Source organism: Actinomadura sp. NPDC049382, assembly GCF_040677125.1.
Classification (GTDB): Bacteria; Actinomycetota; Actinomycetes; order Streptosporangiales; family Streptosporangiaceae; genus Spirillospora; species Spirillospora geliboluensis.
The window spans coordinates 159,177-177,108 of record NZ_JBFARO010000002.1 but is presented as its reverse complement, the minus strand read 5'-3'; the positions used below and the strand labels follow the sequence as shown (position 1 = coordinate 177,108).

Annotated in this window: 16 protein-coding genes and 1 other RNA gene; 15 read left to right on the top strand and 2 right to left on the bottom strand. The window is 73.3% G+C overall.

The annotated features are described in order from the left end of the window. Positions 1 to 8 precede the first annotated feature (8 nt). Together AB0K34_RS02145 and ssrA are read left to right on the top strand one after the other, a co-directional pair. On the top strand, positions 9 to 1,943 hold the full coding sequence (locus AB0K34_RS02145; RefSeq protein WP_301176070.1) for a penicillin-binding transpeptidase domain-containing protein: 1,935 nt from the start codon (positions 9 to 11) through the stop codon (positions 1,941 to 1,943). A 324-nt stretch (positions 1,944 to 2,267) separates the two neighbouring features. Continuing rightward, positions 2,268 to 2,640: a transfer-messenger RNA gene (gene ssrA, locus AB0K34_RS02140) on the top strand. Positions 2,641 to 2,841: 201 nt separating this feature from the next. On the opposite strand, the gene AB0K34_RS02135 is transcribed toward ssrA, so the two are convergent. Together AB0K34_RS02135 and AB0K34_RS02130 are read right to left on the bottom strand one after the other, a co-directional pair. Then, entirely contained in the window at positions 2,842 to 3,576 is a 735-nt protein-coding gene (locus AB0K34_RS02135) for a hypothetical protein (protein ID WP_138638238.1), read from the bottom strand. A gap of 269 nt (positions 3,577 to 3,845) precedes the next feature. Continuing rightward, on the bottom strand, positions 3,846 to 4,259 hold the full coding sequence (locus AB0K34_RS02130) for a hypothetical protein (RefSeq protein ID WP_301176068.1): 414 nt from the start codon (positions 4,257 to 4,259) through the stop codon (positions 3,846 to 3,848). 243 nt (positions 4,260 to 4,502) lie between these two features. Here AB0K34_RS02130 and AB0K34_RS02125 point away from each other — a divergent pair, with 243 nt between their 5' ends. From AB0K34_RS02125 to AB0K34_RS02065, 13 genes are all read left to right on the top strand, one after another. Then, a complete protein-coding gene (locus tag AB0K34_RS02125; RefSeq protein ID WP_138638236.1) occupies positions 4,503 to 5,084 on the top strand; it encodes a TetR family transcriptional regulator in 582 nt (193 codons plus the stop codon). 49 nt (positions 5,085 to 5,133) lie between these two features. Further along, positions 5,134 to 6,300: an FAD-dependent monooxygenase gene (locus tag AB0K34_RS02120; RefSeq protein ID WP_364544710.1), complete on the top strand. Its 1,167-nt coding sequence runs from the start codon at positions 5,134 to 5,136 to the stop codon at positions 6,298 to 6,300. A gap of 136 nt (positions 6,301 to 6,436) precedes the next feature. After that, complete coding sequence (locus AB0K34_RS02115) at positions 6,437 to 7,504, top strand: class I SAM-dependent methyltransferase (RefSeq protein WP_364544707.1); 1,068 nt, start codon at positions 6,437 to 6,439, stop codon at positions 7,502 to 7,504. Continuing rightward, positions 7,501 to 7,794 (top strand): hypothetical protein, encoded by a 294-nt coding sequence (locus tag AB0K34_RS02110; RefSeq protein ID WP_301176066.1) that lies wholly within the window; start codon positions 7,501 to 7,503, stop codon positions 7,792 to 7,794. Before AB0K34_RS02115 ends, AB0K34_RS02110 begins: the two co-directional genes overlap by 4 nt. Next, complete coding sequence (locus AB0K34_RS02105) at positions 7,791 to 8,555, top strand: hypothetical protein (protein WP_364544703.1); 765 nt, start codon at positions 7,791 to 7,793, stop codon at positions 8,553 to 8,555. The genes AB0K34_RS02110 and AB0K34_RS02105 overlap by 4 nt, the downstream gene beginning before the upstream one ends. Beyond that, complete coding sequence (locus AB0K34_RS02100) at positions 8,552 to 9,766, top strand: NAD(P)/FAD-dependent oxidoreductase (protein WP_364544700.1); 1,215 nt, start codon at positions 8,552 to 8,554, stop codon at positions 9,764 to 9,766. Before AB0K34_RS02105 ends, AB0K34_RS02100 begins: the two co-directional genes overlap by 4 nt. Then, complete coding sequence (locus AB0K34_RS02095; protein WP_364544698.1) at positions 9,763 to 11,184, top strand: aldehyde dehydrogenase family protein; 1,422 nt, start codon at positions 9,763 to 9,765, stop codon at positions 11,182 to 11,184. The genes AB0K34_RS02100 and AB0K34_RS02095 overlap by 4 nt, the downstream gene beginning before the upstream one ends. A gap of 1 nt (position 11,185) precedes the next feature. Beyond that, positions 11,186 to 12,667: an aldehyde dehydrogenase family protein gene (locus AB0K34_RS02090; RefSeq protein WP_138638230.1), complete on the top strand. Its 1,482-nt coding sequence runs from the start codon at positions 11,186 to 11,188 to the stop codon at positions 12,665 to 12,667. A 4-nt stretch (positions 12,668 to 12,671) separates the two neighbouring features. Then, on the top strand, positions 12,672 to 13,544 hold the full coding sequence (locus AB0K34_RS02085) for an IclR family transcriptional regulator (RefSeq protein WP_364544695.1): 873 nt from the start codon (positions 12,672 to 12,674) through the stop codon (positions 13,542 to 13,544). Continuing rightward, positions 13,541 to 14,329: a VOC family protein gene (locus AB0K34_RS02080; protein WP_301177160.1), complete on the top strand. Its 789-nt coding sequence runs from the start codon at positions 13,541 to 13,543 to the stop codon at positions 14,327 to 14,329. The genes AB0K34_RS02085 and AB0K34_RS02080 overlap by 4 nt, the downstream gene beginning before the upstream one ends. Before the next feature lie 192 nt (positions 14,330 to 14,521). After that, a complete protein-coding gene (locus AB0K34_RS02075; protein WP_364544692.1) occupies positions 14,522 to 16,036 on the top strand; it encodes an ABC transporter substrate-binding protein in 1,515 nt (504 codons plus the stop codon). Then, positions 16,033 to 17,040: an ABC transporter permease gene (locus AB0K34_RS02070; RefSeq protein ID WP_138641363.1), complete on the top strand. Its 1,008-nt coding sequence runs from the start codon at positions 16,033 to 16,035 to the stop codon at positions 17,038 to 17,040. The genes AB0K34_RS02075 and AB0K34_RS02070 overlap by 4 nt, the downstream gene beginning before the upstream one ends. Further along, positions 17,037 to 17,924 (top strand): ABC transporter permease, encoded by an 888-nt coding sequence (locus tag AB0K34_RS02065; RefSeq protein WP_301177158.1) that lies wholly within the window; start codon positions 17,037 to 17,039, stop codon positions 17,922 to 17,924. The genes AB0K34_RS02070 and AB0K34_RS02065 overlap by 4 nt, the downstream gene beginning before the upstream one ends. Positions 17,925 to 17,932 lie beyond the last annotated feature (8 nt).

Genomic DNA, 17,932 nt, shown 5'->3' with positions numbered 1-17,932 from the left:
AGGTGTCGATGAACAGCCAGGACCATCGGAAACGGCGCCGGATACCGCTGCGGCCGATCGCGATGGGGCTGGGCGGCCTGACCGTCTGCGGCGCGCTCGTCGCGACCATGATGCCGGGCGCCCGCGCCGAGCCGTCCGCGATGCCCGCCGTCCGCGACTTCCTGATCGCCTGGCAGGTCGGCAACTACGAGGCCGCCGCCTCCAAGACCGTGGGCGCCGACAAGAAGGAGGTCGAGGAGGCGCTCGGCCGCGTCCGGCAGCAACTCGACGCTGCGTCGCTGCGGCTGTCCCTCGGCACCGAGGTGGAGGACGGCGGCGTCGACCAGATCGTCAAGAAGGGCGACGAGGCCGACGCGCGTTTCACCGTCAAGATCGACCTCGGCGAGAACGGCCAGCCGTGGGAGTACCCGGGGCTGATGCACCTGCGGCGCGTCGACGGCAAGTGGAAGGTCGTCTGGAGCCCGTCCGTCATCAACACCAAGCTGAAGCCGGGGCAGCGGCTCGCCGTGGTGACCGAGGTGCCGAAGCGGGCCCCGATCACCGACACGCGGGGCCGCTCCGTGCTGAGCCAGGTCCGGGCCTACAACTTCGGCGTGTACCCGGGCCAGCTCGCCGATCCGGCGAAGACGCTGGACCTGCTCGCCAAGCAGACCAAGATCGACGGCGGCCGCCGGCTGGACGCCGACCGCCTGCTCGGCCGGGTCCGCTCCGCCCCGCCGCAGACGTTCCTGCCGCTGCTGACCCTCCAGTCCCCGACGCACAACGCGCTCATCAAGCGGCTGGCCGCCATCCCCGGGCTCCAGTACCAGGAGGTCAGGGAGCCGATCGCCGCCGCCTACGCCCCGGAGCTGGTCGGCAGCCTCGGCCCGGCCACCGCCGACCGGCTCCAGCAGGTCGGCGCCCCCTACCAGCCCGGCGACACGATCGGCGTCAGCGGCATCCAGCTGCTCCAGCAGCGCCGCCTCGCCGGCACGCCGACCATCCGCGTCGTCGCGCAGGACGAGTCCGGCAAGAACACCGAGGAGCTGCGGTCCTGGGAGGGCCAGCAGCCCGAGCCGGTCCAGACGACCCTCGACCCGACCTACCAGCGGCGCGCCGACCGCACGCTCCAGGGCCTGCGGTACCCGGCGTCCATGGTCGTGGTGCGGCCGAGCACCGGCGAGGTCCTCGCCGCGGCCAACTATGGGACGAACGGCGAGAACCGCGCGTTCGAGGGGCACTACCCGCCCGGGCTCGCGTTCGGGATCGTGTCCGCCGAGGCCCTGTTCTCCCAGGTCCGGCTCGACCCGTCCGCCGAGACCGCCTGCCCCGGCTCCCTCACCATCGGCGGCAAGACGTTCACGAACAAGGCCCGCGGCGAGACCACCTTCTCCAACGCGTTCGCCGGGTCCTGCAAGACGAGCCTCGCGCAGCTCGGCGGCAAGCTGGACGCGCAGGCCCTCGTCCGGGAGGCCGGCCAGTTCGGCATCGGCAAGGACTGGGGCCTGTCCGTCCCCGCGTTCACCGGCTCCGTGCCCACCCCCGCCAACGAGGGCGAGAAGGCCGCCACCATGGTCGGCGAGGGCAACGTCGAGGTGAGCCCGCTGTCCATGGCCCTCGTCGCCGCCGCCGCGTACACCGGCACCTGGAAGCCGCCGTACGTCCTCCGGGACATCCCGAAGACCGTCCAGGCCCCGCCCGCGCAGAGCCTGCCGCCGGAAGCGATCGCCAGCCTCAAACGCGTCCTCACCCGGACCGCCACCCACGGCAACGCCCGCCACGCCCGCGTCGCCGGAGACGTCACCGGCGTCGCCGCCTACACCGCCTACGAGCGGGGCGGCGAGAAGAAGGGCGTCTCCTGGTTCGTCGGGTCCAGCGGCGACCGCGCCTTCGCGATCGCCGTCGAAGGCCCCGTCAACACCGCGAAGCTCGCCGCCAGGTTCCTCGGCGGCGGCCGCTCCTGAGCCGGCTTTGGCATCTCTTTACGGACGGGACGCAACCATCCCCCCGCCCGCGTGCGTCTTTCCGGGTGACTGAGACTCCGCTTGGGGGGTTGCGGACTCAGTCGCCGTGATGAGACCAGAGCCTCGTCTCGGGGGAGGCTCTGCCGTCCGGACCGGCCCGACCCTGCCGGTCGGCCCCGGTGGGCGCGGCACATCCCGCGCCCACCGGGGCTCACGGCCGTCCGGCCCCGTCCGGCCGGGGAATGGGATTGCCCGCGCACGCGTTACCCTAGTAACGTCATCGTGCGGACGTCCCCCGGGACGCCTGCTTTGACAACTCAACATGGGGGTGACCGGCTTCGACTTCGGTCGTTCGAGCCAGGGGAAGCGGGTCGAGGGTTGCTGTCGTGACCTCGTTAATCCTGTGACAGCAAACCAATAACTGCCAACAAGAAGCAGTCCGAGTTCGCCCTCGCCGCCTGAGCGAGGAGCGAACTCTGTCAGCCCGGTAGCGTCTCCGAACCGGGGTCTGGCATCGTAAGGAGACTCCACCTATCGACCCGGTCGCGGGGCCGGTAGGGAAATTAAACAGCGACTGAGTCCGTCGGCGACACGCCTGCGTGAGCGCCGGGACTGAGAAAGCGATAAGCAGGCTGCGCCCGGAGAAGCCCTGACCCATCACCGAAGGACGCGGGTTCGATTCCCGCCACCTCCACTCGTAATACCAGATACGGCCCGACCGGAATATGGTCGGGCCGTTTCTGTCGCTGGTCGGTTGGGTGGGATCGACGCGCTCGCCACTGTGGTTGCGAAGGTTGTTGCAGGACGCTTGCAGGTGGCTGGGCGCCAGGGGGCTTCCCATCGGGTACTTGATCTGGCGCCAGAGCGCATCGTCTCGTTGAACTGCGGTGTATCGCGGTCAGGTCACAGGTCGGCCGCCTCGCGCGCGGATGGTGTGGAGACGGGCGAGAACGGCCATGAAGCCGGCGATCGGGAGCCAGATGAGCGCGGTGAACTCGGCGTGCTCGAACTCGCCATCGTACGGGAGAAGGGCAGCGGGGACCGGGGAGATCAGTCCGGCCATCAACAGCCCGAACGAGAGCCAGAAGGTCGCGCTCTGGCCCGGCGTCAGGGTGGGGGACGCGCGGCGCCGCGCAACCCGCCAGGCGCACACGATCGCCAGGATCAGGCCGGACGGTAGCAGGATCAGCGTGAGCACGGCGCTCCGCGCGCGCATGTCGGCCGGGACCTGACCGGTCCTCTGGGACGCGTCCCCCTCCGAGATCTCGGTCAGCGTGCCGCGCCAGACGGTGCCGGTGACACGGTCGCCCTTGGCGAGTTCTCCCCAGACCGGGCCGGGGTTGCCGAACGTCGATCTCCACCGGTGGCCGGCCGCGTCCGTCAGGACCGTGTACGGCCTCTTGCCCCGGCCGCGAGGGTCGTCGACTTCCGTCACCGTGAACTCCTGCTTCCACAGGCAGTCGGCAGGCTCGATCGGGACGGCGGGGCAGGGCGTGGCCAACTCGTACGCGCGCAGGTCACGGTCACCGTCGGGCAGGTACGCCACGAGCGCGCCGACGGCGCCCGCCACCATGCCGAGGCCGATGAGGAGGAAGACGATCGCCCCAGCGGTGCTGCGGACAAAGCGTGCCATCAGGGCATATCTGTCCACGGCTACACCACTGCGACGATGGGGTCAGACGGGAACGAGTTCAGCATCACGCCTCATAGTGTTCCAATACGGGGGTCCTGTGGGATCTCCCAATGCGGCAGGGCTGTACGGCGAACCCGACCCGGCCATCCGGGTCGTCCGTGACGTCTTCGACGAGGCGCTCTGGATTCCATCCGCGCCCGTAGACCCTCTACCTGGCTCCGCCCCTCCTCTTCCCTCGCGGCTGAGCTTTGTGCGTTTGACCGGCAGTGCTACCTCGGAGTGCCGCGGCTCCAGACCTGTGCGGTCAGGGCCGCAGCACCGCCCATCAGGGCGACGCCCAGCGGGACGTGGACGGCGGTGTCGCCGTTCTCGCCGAGAGCGAACTGGGCGAGGGTGAGCACGGTCATGATCAGGCCGGTGGCCAGGGGACGCGCCGATCCGCCGCCGCGCCGTACCAGGATCGCGGCGACGACGGTGACGAGGAGGGCCAGGATGACGATGCCGGACGTGGTCCGGTGCGTCTCGCCGCCGTTCTCGGCGCCGTCCAGGAGCAGGCCCGCGGTGATTCCCTGGATGAACATGGCGGTCGCCAGGAAGGCGGCGGCGGCTTTCAGCAGCCCGTAGAAGCGGGGCGGGGCGGATGCGGCCGGTTCGCGAACGGCGTGGGCGGTGGGGGACGGCAACGGTCACTCCTTTGAGAACGTCGGACTCCCCTCGGAAGGGGAGGTGGGCGGCGTAGGTCACGCGTGCGTCCCCCTAAAGACTTCCGCCGCGCGTGGAATGTGACTCGCAGCCGAGAATTCGCCCGTCCGCTGGAGTGAGTGCTGCCGTGGATGTGGGCGCGGTCGACCCTTGCATGTCTAATTCCTCATGCGTAGAATAAAAATTCCCCACGTGAGGAACTGGCTGCCGTGCGAGGAGGCGTGATGGCCGGACGCAGGCCGGGGCCGAGCGACACCCGGGCGCTGATCCTCGGCGCCGCGACGGCGCGCTTCACCTCCCGCGGCTACGAGGCCACGAGCATGCGGCAGATCGCCGCCGACGCGGACGTGGATCCCGCGCTCGTGCGGTACTTCTTCGGCACCAAGGAGAAGCTGTTCGCCGAGATGGCCGCCGCGGTGATCCGTCCCGACCGGGCCGTCTCGATCCTGGCCGCCGGGCCGCGGGCCGAACTCGGCGAGCGGCTCGTCCGCTACTTCCTCGGCCTGCTTGGCGACGTCGACGCGCCGGGCCCGCTGCTCGGGCTGATCCGCTCGGCGGTCACGCTGGAGCGGGCCGCCGCGCTGCTGCGGGAGTTCCTCACCGGCCAGGTGCTCGGCCCGATCGCCGAGCTGGCCGGCGAGGACGAGGCCGAGCTGCGCGCGGCGCTGGCCGCCAGCCAGCTCGTCGGGCTGGCGATCACCCGCTACGCCCTTGGTCTGCCGGCGCTCACCGCCGCCGAGACCGAGCACCTGGTCGCCTGGGTGGCTCCCACCCTGCAGCGCTACTACACGGGCGGCGCTCCGTAACCCGGAACGCGCCCGGCGGGTGGGGCGCGGCGTCCCAGAGAGGTGTGTCATGACCGGACTCCCCAAGACCACCGATGTCCTGATCGCCGGTGCCGGGCCCACCGGACTCTCCCTGGCCGCGACGCTGTGCGCCGCGGGCGTCGAATGCTGCGTGATCGACGGTGTGGAGGAGGGCGGCAACTACTCGCGCGCGGTCGGCACCCTGCCCCGGTCGCTGGAGATGCTGCAGCGGATCCAGGTCGGCGAACGGCTGGCGGAGGCCGGCAACCACGCCGAGCGGATCAGGATCTTCTCCGGCGAACGCGACCGCAACATCGCCACCCTGCGGTTGGACCGGCTGGACACCGCGTTCCCCTACGCCGTCCTCCTGCCGCAGCACACCACCGAGGAGATCATCCTCGCCCGGCTCCGGGAGCTGGGCGGCGGCGTCCACCGGCCCCTGAAGCTGAGCGGCATGGAGCAGGCCGATGACGAGGTCGTCGCGGTGGTGGCGGACGCCGGAGGGGAGGAGCACACCGTCCGCGCGAAGTACCTCGTCGGCGCGGACGGCACGCGCAGCGACGTCCGGAGGATGGCCGGGATCCCCTTCCCCGGGGAGACCTTCCACCAGCGGTTCGTCCTGGCCGACATGGAGCTGGGCGGTGGGTCCCCCGCGGATGAGATCCACCTGTTCTTCGCGCGGCCCGGCGCCGTGATCATGGGGCGGATGCCGGGGAGGCTGCACCGGGTCTGCCTGTCGGTCGACCGGCTGCCCGACGAGATGACCGCCGCTGCCGCGGAGGCGCTGCTGCGGCAGCGCGCCCCGGCACAGCGGGCCGTCCGGGTGCTCCGCGTGGCGCACGACTCCCACACCAGGATCCACCACCGGGTGGCGGAGCGGTTCCGCGTGGGCCGGGTCTTCCTGGCCGGCGACGCCGCCCACGTCAACAGCCCCATCATCGGCCAGGGAATGAACCTGGGCATCCAGGACGGGATCACCCTGGGCGAGGTCCTGGTGAAGGCCATGAACCGGGCGGAGGACGCCCTCGACTCCTATGAACGCGTCCGCCGCCCGATCGCCGAGGACGCCGTCGGCGCCACGCGGCGCCTCAACGCCCTCGCCACCGAGCGCGCTCCGTGGAAGGGCGCCCTGCGGGACATGGTCCTCCCCCTCACCGCGATCCCCTCGGTGAACCGCAAGATGATCTACCGGCTCAGCCGCCTCGTCGACCGCTGACCCCCGCCACTTCGCCGATAAAAGGCGCAGGTGAGGGATGTACACGGCGGCTCGGCTGTTGTTAAGGTCACGTTCCACATGAGCGGAACGCCTGTTCCGCTGGGCGGATCAATTCGACGGACAAGGGGATTGGTTCATGCGTCCAGGTTCAGGATCGGGTGAGGCGGCGCCGCGCGGGCGGCTCGGCACGATGACGGCCATCCCGGAGTTCGACGGCGAGAGCCGCCTCGACTTCGTCGAGGGGCTGCGCCGCTTCACCCTGAGGGAGATCAACCCCGTGGCGGCGGGCGCGGTCCGGGAGCGGGCCGCCGAACGGCGCCCGGAGAACCTGGACGATCTGCGGGCCGTGGCCGAGTCCGTGCCGCTGGTGGGGCTGCGGAACCGGTTGCTGCGCTCCACCCAGGACCTGAACTGGGCGCAGGTGGTGGCGGCCTACGAGCCGCTGCGTCCGGCGCTGGAGGCGGAGCTGGACGACGCCGAAGGGCGCGGCCCCGGCCGCCTGGAGCTCGCCGAGGACTGGGAGCACCCCGGCTACTCCGCCGACGTGCACTTCCACCGCCAGCCGGGCGGCTACCACGACGAGCCGCTCGCCGGGTACATCTACCACTACGGCACGAAGGTCTTCCATCTCGGGACCAACGACCGCGACGAGGCCAAGATCGCCCGTGCCCGGGAGGTGCCCGCGCCCGCGGACGGGTCCGTCGCGCGCGTCCTGGACATCGCCTGCTCCATCGGCGCCATGACCGTGGCCTTCAAGGAGCGCTGGCCGGACGCCGAGGTGTGGGGGATCGACGCGGCCGCGCCGCTGCTGCGGTACGCGCACGCCCGCGCCGTCCGGCTCGGCGCCGACGTCGTCTTCGCCCAGCGGCTGGCCGAGGACCTGCGCTTCCCCGACGGCACCTTCGACGTCGCCTATCTCGGCACGATCCTGCACGAGGTCCCCTGGGACGTCGCGCTGCGCGCGGTCGCCGAGGCGCGGCGGGTGCTGCGGCCCGGCGGCGTCCTCATCGTCCACGAGATGCGCCAGCCCGACGACCCGCCGGACCCGTGGGCGACCTACGACCGCGACTTCGACACCCGCTTCAACGGCGAGCCGTTCGCGTTCCGGTTCGTGCACGGCGGGATCGGCGCCGAGCTGGAGCGGCTGTTCGCCGCGGTCGAGTTCACCAACGGCCGGACGGCGACGTGGGTGTGCACGGCATGAGCGAGACCACCGGGAACTGGCGGGTGGACGGCCCGCAGCCGCTCGGCGCCTTCGTCGGCGAGGGCGTCAACGACCAGCTCATGCAGATCAGCGTCCAGCTCGCCGCCGAGCTGTGGGCGACGCGCCGCCGCCTGGCCGCGCTGGAGGCCCAGCTCGTGGCCGGGGGCATGGTCGTGTCGCCGGACGCGATCGAACCGGACGAGTTCGACGCGGCCGCGGCCGGCGGGGCCGGCGACCGCGCCGACCGGGACGCCTTCATCCGGCGCGTGTTCGGCGGGCTGGCCACGTGACGGTCCGCGTCGGGGTCGTGGTGCCGTCCGCGAACCCCACCGTCGAACCGGAGACCTGGCGGCTGCTGCCGCCGGGCGTCGACCCGTACGTGGCGCGGATGGCGGCGCCGCCGGGCCTGGACCTGCCCGCCCGCCTCGACTGGTACGGGGCCAACGCGGGCGAGGCGATCGCGACCCTGGCCGGGCTGGACCTCGCCGCGCTGCTGGTCGCCTGCACCGGCGCGACGTACCGGCTCGGTCCGGACGGCGACCGGCGGTGGTCGGACGCGCTCGCGGAGCGGTACGGCGTCCCCGTCGTCACCTCGGCGGGCGCCCTGCTCGGCGCGCTGCGCGCCGCCGACGTGAGCCGCGTGTCGATCGTGTCGCCCTACCCGTCCTGGCTCACCGGACAGTGCGCGGAGTTCTGGCGCGCGGCCGGGATGCGGGTGGACGTCCACGAAGTGCGGGGCGGCCGCCCCATCTACGCCACCGGCGACGGCGACGTGCGGGCTGCGGTGCGGGCCGCGCTGGGCTCCGGCACCGCCGGGCCCGGGCACGCCGTCGTGGTCGCGGGCACCGGGGCGGCGAGCCTCGGCGTGCTCGACGAGCTGACACCGTCCGGCTCGCTGCTGCTGTCGTCCAACCTCGCCGGGACGTGGGCCCTGCTGCACGCGGCGGACGCCTCGCAGGCGCTCGCCGCGTCGACCGGAGCACTCGCCCGGCTGGCCGAGGAGGCCCGCACGCGGCCCCCGGCCCTCGACCAGGAAGGCGGGGCCCGATGACCGCGCCCGTGATCGTCGTCGGGGCGGGTCCCGTCGGGCTGGCCGCCGCGCTCGCGCTGGCCGCCGAGCGGGTGCCCGTCACCGTGCTGGAGGCCGAGCAGGCGGGGGTGCGCAAGGAGTGGCGCGGTTCGACGCTGCACCCGCCGACGCTGGCGCTGCTCGACCGCGTCGGCGCCGCGGCGGACGCCGTCGCCCACGGCGTCCGCGTGGACCGCCTGCAGTTCCGCGACCTGCAACTGCCCGACCGCGCGACCTTCGACTACGGGGTGCTGGATGGACGGACGCCGTTCCCGTTCCGCGTCCAGTACGAGCAGTACAAGCTGCTGCGGCGGTTGCGCGACCTGGCCGAGGCGTCCCCGGACGTGGACCTGCGCCAGGAGCACCGCGTCGTCGGCCTGACCGGCGCGGAGGACGGCGCGACGACCGCGACCGTGACGCTGGCCGGCGGCTCGCGCCTGACCGCGCCGTACGTCGTCGCCGCCGACGGGGCGCACAGTGCGCTGCGCAAGCTCGCCGGGATCGGCTTCCCCGGCGACACCTACCCGTCGCAGAGCCTGGTCGCGGCCACGCCGTTCCCGTTCGAGGACGCGGTGGACGACCTCGGCCCCGTCTCCTACTGGAGCGGCCCCCGCGGCCGGCTGTCCCTCATCCGCACCCCGGACGTGTGGCGCGTCGCGATCAGCACCACCGCCGCCACCGACGGCAGCGTGCCCGCCGCCGGGGCCGAGGGGCCCCACCCCGAACTGGCGGACGCCCTCGACCTGCTGGTCGGGGACCGGAGCTGGGCCCGCGACCCGCTCCAGCAGCACCAGTTCTACCGGAGCCACCAGCGGGTCGCCGACCGGTTCCGCGCCGGCCGGCTGCTGCTGGCGGGCGACGCCGCCCACCTGTCCAGCACGACCGGCGGGATGGGGCTGAACTCCGGCGTCCACGACGCGTTCGACCTCGCCGCCCGGCTCGGCCCGGCGCTGCGGGCGGGCGGCGACGGCGACGCCGCGGCGGACGCGTACGCGGCCGCCCGCCGGGACGCCGCCGTCCGCGTCGTCCAGCCGGCGACCCGGACCGTCCGCGCGGGCGTCGACGCCACCGGCCGGGACGCCCGCCTCGCCCGGCTCCGGGACCTCGCCGCGACCGCCGCCGACCCGGCCGCCGGCACCCGCCACCTGAGCGCCCTGAGCATGCTCGACGCAGTCGAAGGAGTGAGCCGTTGACCGCCGTCCTGTCGCCCATCACGGGCGAGGTGATCGAGGACGTCGCCGCGACGACACCGAGCGGGCTGGACGCGGTGCTGCGCGCCGCCGAGGCCGCCGCGCCGCACTGGCGGGCGGTCCCGGCGTCCGAGCGGGGCCGCCTGCTGGTGGAGATCGGCCGCCGGATGCGGGCCCGCGCCGCCGAGATCGCCGAGCTGGAGACGCTGAACACCGGCAAGCTCCCGGCGGACACGCGCCGCGAGGCCGACCGCGCCGCCGCGTGCTTCGAGTACTACGGCGGGTGGGCCGACAAGGCGCACGGCACGGTCGTGCCGGTGCCGGGCCCGTTCCACACGTACACGACGCGGGAGCCGTACGGGGTCGTCGCGGGGATCATCCCGTGGAACGTCCCGTACTTCTTCGCCGCGAAGAAGATCGCGCCCGCGCTCGCGTTCGGCAACGCCGTCGTGCTCAAGCCCGCCGCCGAGACCCCGCTCACCGCCCTGCTGCTCGGCCGGATCGTCGGCGAGGTCCTCGCCGAGGCGGGGCATCCCGCGGGCGTCGCGCAGGTCGTGCACGGCGGCGGCGACCTCGGCCGCGCGCTCGTCGAGGACCCCCGCGTCCGGCTGGTGGTGTTCACCGGCTCGGACGCCACCGGCGCCCGCGTCGGCGCCGCCGCGGCCGCGCACTTCGCGCCGTCCGCGCTGGAGCTCGGCGGGAAGTCGCCGCAGCTGGTGTTCGCCGACGCCGACCTGGACGCCGCGGCGGCCGGTGTCGTCGAGGGCTTCACCGGGTCGTGCGGGCAGATGTGCATCGCCGGCTCGCGGCTGTACGTGCAGCGCGAGGTGTTCCCCGACGTCCTGGAGCGCGTCGCGCGGCGGGTCGGGGAGCTGCGCGTCGGGGACCCGCGCGCGGCCGGCACCCAGGTCGGGCCGCAGGTGACCGCCGCCCAGGCCGCCAAGACCCGCGCGTTCGTGGACGGCGGCACCGCCCGGGGCGCGCGCGTCGTCGCGCAGGCCGGGACGCCCGCCGAACCGGAGCTGGCGGGCGGCAACTGGGTGGCGCCGACCGTGTTCACGGGCGTCCCCGCCGCCGACCCGCTGCTCACCGAGGAGGTCTTCGGCCCGGTGCTGTGCGCCGAGCCGTTCGACGACGAGGACGACGCGGTCCGCCTCGCCCACGACACCCGGTTCGGGCTCGGCGCGGGGGTGTGGACCGGCGATCCGGGACGCGCCCACCGCCTCGCCGACGCCCTCCGGGTGGGGACGGTCTGGGTGAACACCTACCGCATCCTGTCCGACATGGTGCCGTTCGGCGGCGTCGGCGCGTCCGGGTACGGGCGCGAGGGCGGTACCGACGCCGTCCACCTCTACACCTGGACCAAGAGCGTGTGGCTCTCCACGTCGCCCGGCGTCCCCGCCGGCTACCGGAAGGACTGAGATGCGTCCCGCGCTCGCCCCCGAGATCGCGCACCGCGACGGACTGTTCGTGGACGGGCGGGTCGTCCCGGCCCGGTCCCGCGCGGTCGTCGAGATCGTCTCCCCGTCCGACGGGACGGTCGTCGGCAGCGTCCCGGACGGGTCGGCCGCCGACGTGGACGCGGCCGTCGCGTCCGCCCGCGCCGCCTTCGCCGACCCGCGCGGCTGGCGCACCTGGGAGCCCGCCGACCGGGCCGCCGCGCTGGAGCGGCTCGCCGACCTGCTGCAGGAGCGCGACGCCGAGCTGACCGTGCTGCTCGCCCACGAGATCGGGCGGCCGGTCGGCGGCGCGCCCGCCCGCGCGAACCGCGCCGCGGAACTGCTGCGCTACTACGCGGGGATCGCCCGCTCGCTCGTCGTCGACGAGGTGCGCCCGGTGCCGGAACGGCGGGGCCCCGGCAGCGTCCGGCGCTCGATCGTGCGCCGCGGCCCGCGCGGGGTCACGGCGGCGATCGTGCCCTACAACGGGACGCTGCCGATGGGCATGTACAAGATCGGGCCGACCCTCGCGCTAGGCGGTACGGTGGTGCTGAAACCGCCCCCTCAGGCACCGCTGGAGGCATTCCTGTTCGCCGAGTGCGCCGCCGCGGCCGGGCTGCCCCCGGGAGTGGTCAACGTGGTCACCGGCGGACGGGAGACGGGCGAGGCCCTCGTCGGCCATCCGGGCGTCGACATCGTCGGCTTCACCGGGTCGTCGGAGGCGGGGCGGCACATCGCGGCCCGCTGCGCCGCCGCGCTCACCCCCGTGGTCCTCGAACTCGGCGGCAAGTCCGCCGCCGTCCTGCTGGACGACGCCGACCTCGACCGGTTCGCCGCGGCGCTGCCGTTCCTCGCCTACACCTTCACCGGGCAGAACTGCTTCATCCAGAGCCGCGTGATCGTCCCGCGCGCCATGCTCGCGGAGGTCACCGAGCGGGTCGCGGAGGTGTCGGCCTCGCTGCCCGTCGGCGACCCGTTCGACCCCGCCACCCGGCTCGGCCCGCTCATCTCGGCCGCGCACCGCGACCGCGTCGAGGGGCTGATCGCCGCGGGCCGGGCCGAGGGCGCCCGGCTGGTGTCCGGCGGGGAGCGCCCGAAGGGCCTGGACGACGGGTTCTACCTGACGCCCGCCGTGTTCACCGAGGCGCGCAGCGAGATGCGGATCTGCCAGGAGGAGGTCTTCGGCCCCGTCGTGACGATCATTCCGGCGTCCGACGAGGACGAGGCCGTCGCCATCGCCAACGACACCGACTTCGGCCTGGCCGGGTCGGTGTGGAGCGCCGACGAGGCCCGCGCCCTGCGGGTGGCGGCGCGGCTGGACACGGGCACGGTCGGCGTCAACGGGTTCGGTTTCAATACGGCCGCGCCGTTCGCGGGGCGCCGGTCGAGCGGGCTCGGCACGGAACTCGGCCCGGAGGGTTTCGAGGCGTATGTCCAGTACCAGAGCTTCCACCTGGTCGGGTGATGGGATGTCCACTGTGAGCGTCGGCGGCGGCGTCAACGAGGGCGCGGACAGCGCCGAACCGGTCAAGGGCCAGACGGTCACGGGGGTCGACCGGGTCCTCGACATCCTCATCTACCTCGGCGAGGCGGGACGGCCCACGCTCGGCGTCACCGAGATCGCCGACGGGCTCGGGCTGTCCAAGGCGGTCGTCCACCGGAGCCTGACGAGCTGCCGGGCCAAGGGCTTCATCACGTTCCACCCGTCGACCCGCCGGTACAGCCTCGGGCCCCGCATCGTCAGCCTCGCGCTCGGCTACCTCGACCGGATCGACATCCGCGCCGAGGCGCGCCCGGTCCTCACCGAGCTGTCGCGGGCGACCCAGGAGACGACGACGCTGTCCACCCGCTCGGGCTGGCACCGGGTCTACGTCGACCAGGTCACCCCCGACCGCGACGTGAAGATGATGGTGCAGCTCGGCGCCGCGTTCCCGCTGCACGCGGGCGCGTCGTCCAAGGCGTTCCTGGCCTTCCTGGACCCGGCCGAACGCGAGCAGTACCTGGCGTCGCAGCCCATGAGCAAGCTGACCGGCAACACCATCACGCAGCGCCCCACGCTGCGCGAGGAACTGGCGCACATCGCCGAGGTCGGTTACGCGATCTCCTACGGCGAGCGCGACCCGAGCGCGGGCTCGGTGGCCGCGCCGGTGTTCGGCCCCACCGGGACGCCGCTCGCCGTGATCTCGATCGCGGGGCCGCTGGAGCGGTTCCGCGGCGAGGTCGACCGGCTCGCGGACCTGGTGCAGCAGGCCGCCGCCGACCTGACCGCACAGGTCGGCGGGCAGGTCGGCGGGCAGGTCGGCGGGCAGGGTGCGCAGGCCGACCGGGCGCGGTCGCAGTGATCGCCTCCGTCACCGTCGTCACCGCCGATCTGGACGCCGCCGTCGCGGCCTACCGGGACGGGGTGGGGCTGGAGCCGGGCGCGGAGCACCGGGTGTCCGGCGGGCCGGTGCCCGAGCTGGAGGGGCGCCGCTCGGTCGTGCTGTCCGGCACCGGCGCCGGCGGCGCGGTCCGGGCCGTGGAGATCCCGGGGGCGCGGTCCCCGGAGCCGCTCACGACCCTCGGCTGGGCCGCCGCCGAGATCCTGGTGGCCGACGCCGACGAGGCGACGGCGCGGGCCCGCGCCGCGGGGCTGCGGGTGCTGGTCGAGCCGCGGCCGGTCGGGGCCGGGGGAGGGCTGCGGGCCGCGCAGGTCGCGGGGCCGGCCGGGGAAGGGGTCTACCTGACGCAGGTCGACCGCGCCCCGGAGGGGTTCACCCTGCCGCGCCCCAGCGGGCCGGTGGGCCCGGTGTTCATCGCCGTGCTCGCGTCCGGCGACCTGGAGACGTCGCGCGCGGCGCTGGAAGAGCGGCTGCCCGCACGGAGGGTGACGGACCACCGGTTGCCGGTGCGCGTGCTGAACGCCCAACTCGGCCGCCCGGAGGGGACGCTGCACCGCATCAGCACGCTCCAGCTCCCGGGCGAGTGCGCGGTGGAGGTCGACCAGTACCCCGCCGACGTGTCCGCCGCCCGGGGCCGGAGGTCGCCGAGCGACGGCGGGATCGTCCTCGTGACGCTGCGCGGGGGTGGGCCCGCCGGTGTCTGGAACGTTCCCGGCGCCGGTGCCGCGTTGGTGGCGTCCGTCTGATCCACCCGTATCCGGGTGAGTGCGGACCGTGTCGTCCGCATGCTCGACAGTTGTCGAAACAGGTCTGTTACCTGCGTGTTTCCTGTTCTTTGACCCTTGACACTGTGGCGCATCTCATCCTACCGTTCCACTGAGCGAGTTAAGTGTTCCGCTCAGAGGAACAATGGAGGGCTTGTGGCTAGAGGCATTGCAGTGCGGGGCGGAATGGCCCTGGTCCTCGGAATCGCGCTCGCCGCGTGCGGCGGCGGCTCCGGAAGCGACGGCGGCCAGACCCTGCGGATCGGCGTCGACTCGCTCCCGGCCTCCCAGGGCAACCCGTTCAACTCCGCGGTCTCGCCGGGCGTCTACACCTACGCCGCGATCTACGACCCGCTGACGTTCGTGAACGAGGCCGGCGAGGTGAAGCCGTGGCTGGCGACCGAATGGAAGACCACCTCCGACACCGCGTGGAGTTTCACGCTCCGTGACAACGTCACGTTCTCCAACGGCGAGCAGCTGACCGCCCAGGGCGTCGCGGACGTGGTCACCTTCCTGAAGCAGAACCCCGAGGTCAAGCAGTCGGTCGTGGCCAACGACCTCGCGACGATCAAATCCGCGAAGGCGGTGGACGCGAAGACCGTCGAGATCACCACGTCCGTCCCGGACCCGGTGCTGCCCAACAAGCTCACCGAGCTGATGATCCCCGCGCCGAAGGCCCTCGCCGAGGGCGGCGTGAAGGGCATCGCCGCCACCCCGGTCGGCACGGGACCGTTCCAGGTGAAGAGCTGGGGCGGCAACAAGATCACCCTCACCGCGTTCGAGAAGTCCTGGCGCGCGCCGAAGGCCGCCGGCCTGGAGATCCAGGCGATGCAGGACCCCGCCTCCCGGCTGCAGGCCCTCCAGTCCGGCCAGGTCGACCTCATCACCGGCGTCTCGCCCGACCAGGTCGGCCAGATGAAGGGCTCCGTCCAGGCCGAGGCCAACCTGGGCAACCAGGTGATGTCGCTGGCGTTCCGCAACGTCAAGGGCGACGCGAAGATCGACTCACCGCTCACCGACAAGAAGGTCCGGCAGGCCCTCAACTACGCGGTGGACAAGCAGGCCATCGCCGACAACCTGCTGCTCGGCAAGGCCCAGCCCATCGGCCAGGGCCCGACCGAGAAGGTCGTCGGCCACAACCCGGACGTGAAGGCGTACCCGCACGACCCGGCGAAGGCCAAGGCGCTGCTGGCCGAGGCGGGCCACCCGAACGGCTTCGCGATGAGCGCCGACGTCGTCGTCGGCTCCTTCCCCGCCGACGCCGACATCTACCAGGCCGTCAAGCAGGACCTCGCCAAGGTCGGCGTCGACCTCACGCTCAACCAGATGAACTTCCCGACCTGGATGCAGCGCTACACGGGCAACTCCTGGAAGACCGAGGCGTTCGGCCTCTCCTGGAACGCGCTGCCCACCATGGACCCGACCCGGGCCATGAGCAACTTCACCTGCCTGCGCGCGGCGACGTTCTTCTGCGACGAGCCGACCGCCGGCCACCTCAAGTCCGCGCTCACCAACATGGACGCCGACAAGCGCGCCGAGCAGCTCCGCGCGGTCGTCGCCGAGATGCACGACAACCCGCCCGCGCTGTTCCTGGTCCACCAGATCACGATCGTCGGCAAGTCCGCCGACCTCCAGGGCGCCAAGGACGACAACCGCTTCTTCCGCTACGACCAGATGGTCAAGAAGTGAAGGACACCGCGCCGGTGGCGGCGGCCACGGACACCTCCGTGGCCGCCGGGCGGCCCGCTCGCGGCGCCGGACGCGTCCGCGGGCTCGCCCTGATGCTCGCCTCGCGGGCGTCCCAGCTCGTCCTGCTGCTGTTCGCGGTGTCCACCCTGCTGTTCTTCCTGCTGCGGCTGACCGGCGACCCCGCGACGACCCTGGCGGGCCAGGACGCCACCCCCGACCAGGTCGCGGCCGTCCGGGAGCAGTACGGCCTGGACGACCCGCTCGTCCAGCAGTACGCCACGTTCATCGGCCGGGCCGCCCAGCTCGACTTCGGCACCTCCGTCCAGTCCGGCGCGAACGCGTTCACCGAGGTGCTGGACCGGCTGCCGGCCACCCTCCAGCTCGCGCTGCTCGCGGTGCTGCTCAACATGCTGATCGCGATCCCGCTCGGCGCGTGGATCGGGGCGCGCCCCGACGGCCGGGCCCAGTCGGCCGCCTCCGGGCTCGTCTTCATCGGCCAGGGCATGCCCGGCTACGTCGTCGGGCTCGTGCTCATCCAGATCTTCGCCGTCAGGCTCGGGCTGCTGCCGAGCATCGGCAACGGCTCGGCCGCGGCGGCGATCCTGCCCGCGGTGTCGCTCGCGGCGTTCCTCATCCCGCGGCTGACCCGCGTCGTGTCGGCCAACGTCGCCGAGACCATGGACGAGGACTTCGTCCGCACGGCCCGCGCCGCGGGGGCGTCCCGCCGCACCGTCATCGTGCGGCACGTCCTCCCGAACGCGCTGCTCGGCGCCGCCGCCCTCGTCGGCACCCAGCTCGCGATCCTCGTCTCCGGCGCGCTGATCATCGAGGTCGTCTTCGCCTGGCCCGGCCTCGGCGCCCTGATGATCGACTCGGTGCGGCAGCTGGACTTCCCCATCGTGCAGGCCGCCGTGTTCACGATCGCGGGCCTGGTCTTCCTGACCAACACGGCCACCGACGCCCTGCTCGGCATCCTCGACCCCCGCCTCCGGAGGCAGCGATGACAGCGGTCCAGGAGGAGGCCCCGCGCGGGCTCGTGCGGCGCCGGCTCGTCCCCCGGCGGCCGGGCGTGGCATCGGCGCGGCTGATCGCGGGCATCGCCATCGCGGTACTGCTCATCGGCGTGACGGCCGTCGCGCTGCTGTTCGGCGACATCACCGACTCCGGCGGCGGCGTCGAGTCGCGGCTGCTGTCGCCCGGCGAGGACGGGCACCTGCTCGGCACCGACGGCGTCGGCCGCGACCTGCTGACCTGGACGATCGCCGGCTTCGGCTGGACGGCCTCCGTCGCCGCCACGTCCGCGTGCATCGTCGCCGCCATCGGCGTCACGCTCGGCGTCCTCGCCGGGTCGACCACCGGCTACGTCCAGGCCGCGATCTCCCGCGTCATCGACGTGTGCCTGTCGCTGCCCTACCTCGTCATCGCCGTCGCGCTGATGGCCGCGGTCGGCCGCGGCTTCGTGCCGCTGGCGATCACGCTCGGGGCGGTGAGCTGGCCCGTGTTCGCCCGCGTGGTCTACGCCGAGACGCGCGGCCTCATGCAGCGCGAGTACGTGCGCGCGGCCCGGCTGCTCGGCGTCACCCGCCCCCGCATCCTGATCTCCCACGTGCTGCCCGGGCTGCGGCACACGATCATGGTGATGTGGGCGTTCGTGTTCGCCGACCTGCTGGTCGCCGAGAGCGGGCTGTCCTTCCTCGGCATCGGCGCGCCGCTCGGCTCGCCCTCGCTCGGCAACATGCTGTCCGAGGGCCGCCAGCACCTCGTCGGCGCGCCGCTGCTCGTGCTCGTGCCCGCCGCGGTCATCGTCCTCGCGGTGACGGCCGCCAACCTCATCGGCGACGGCATGGCCGCCCGCAGCCGGGCCCGCCTGAAGTCGGTGCGCCCGTGACCGCCGCG

Coding starts and splice junctions, on each gene's coding strand:
- AB0K34_RS02145 (WP_301176070.1), top strand. CDS start 9: ATGAACAGCCAGGACCATCGGAAACGGCGCCGGATACCGCTGCGGCCG.
- AB0K34_RS02135 (WP_138638238.1), bottom strand. CDS start 3,576: ATGGCACGCTTTGTCCGCAGCACCGCTGGGGCGATCGTCTTCCTCCTC.
- AB0K34_RS02125 (WP_138638236.1), top strand. CDS start 4,503: ATGGCCGGACGCAGGCCGGGGCCGAGCGACACCCGGGCGCTGATCCTC.
- AB0K34_RS02120 (WP_364544710.1), top strand. CDS start 5,134: ATGACCGGACTCCCCAAGACCACCGATGTCCTGATCGCCGGTGCCGGG.
- AB0K34_RS02115 (WP_364544707.1), top strand. CDS start 6,437: ATGCGTCCAGGTTCAGGATCGGGTGAGGCGGCGCCGCGCGGGCGGCTC.
- AB0K34_RS02110 (WP_301176066.1), top strand. CDS start 7,501: ATGAGCGAGACCACCGGGAACTGGCGGGTGGACGGCCCGCAGCCGCTC.
- AB0K34_RS02100 (WP_364544700.1), top strand. CDS start 8,552: ATGACCGCGCCCGTGATCGTCGTCGGGGCGGGTCCCGTCGGGCTGGCC.
- AB0K34_RS02090 (WP_138638230.1), top strand. CDS start 11,186: ATGCGTCCCGCGCTCGCCCCCGAGATCGCGCACCGCGACGGACTGTTC.
- AB0K34_RS02085 (WP_364544695.1), top strand. CDS start 12,672: ATGTCCACTGTGAGCGTCGGCGGCGGCGTCAACGAGGGCGCGGACAGC.
- AB0K34_RS02065 (WP_301177158.1), top strand. CDS start 17,037: ATGACAGCGGTCCAGGAGGAGGCCCCGCGCGGGCTCGTGCGGCGCCGG.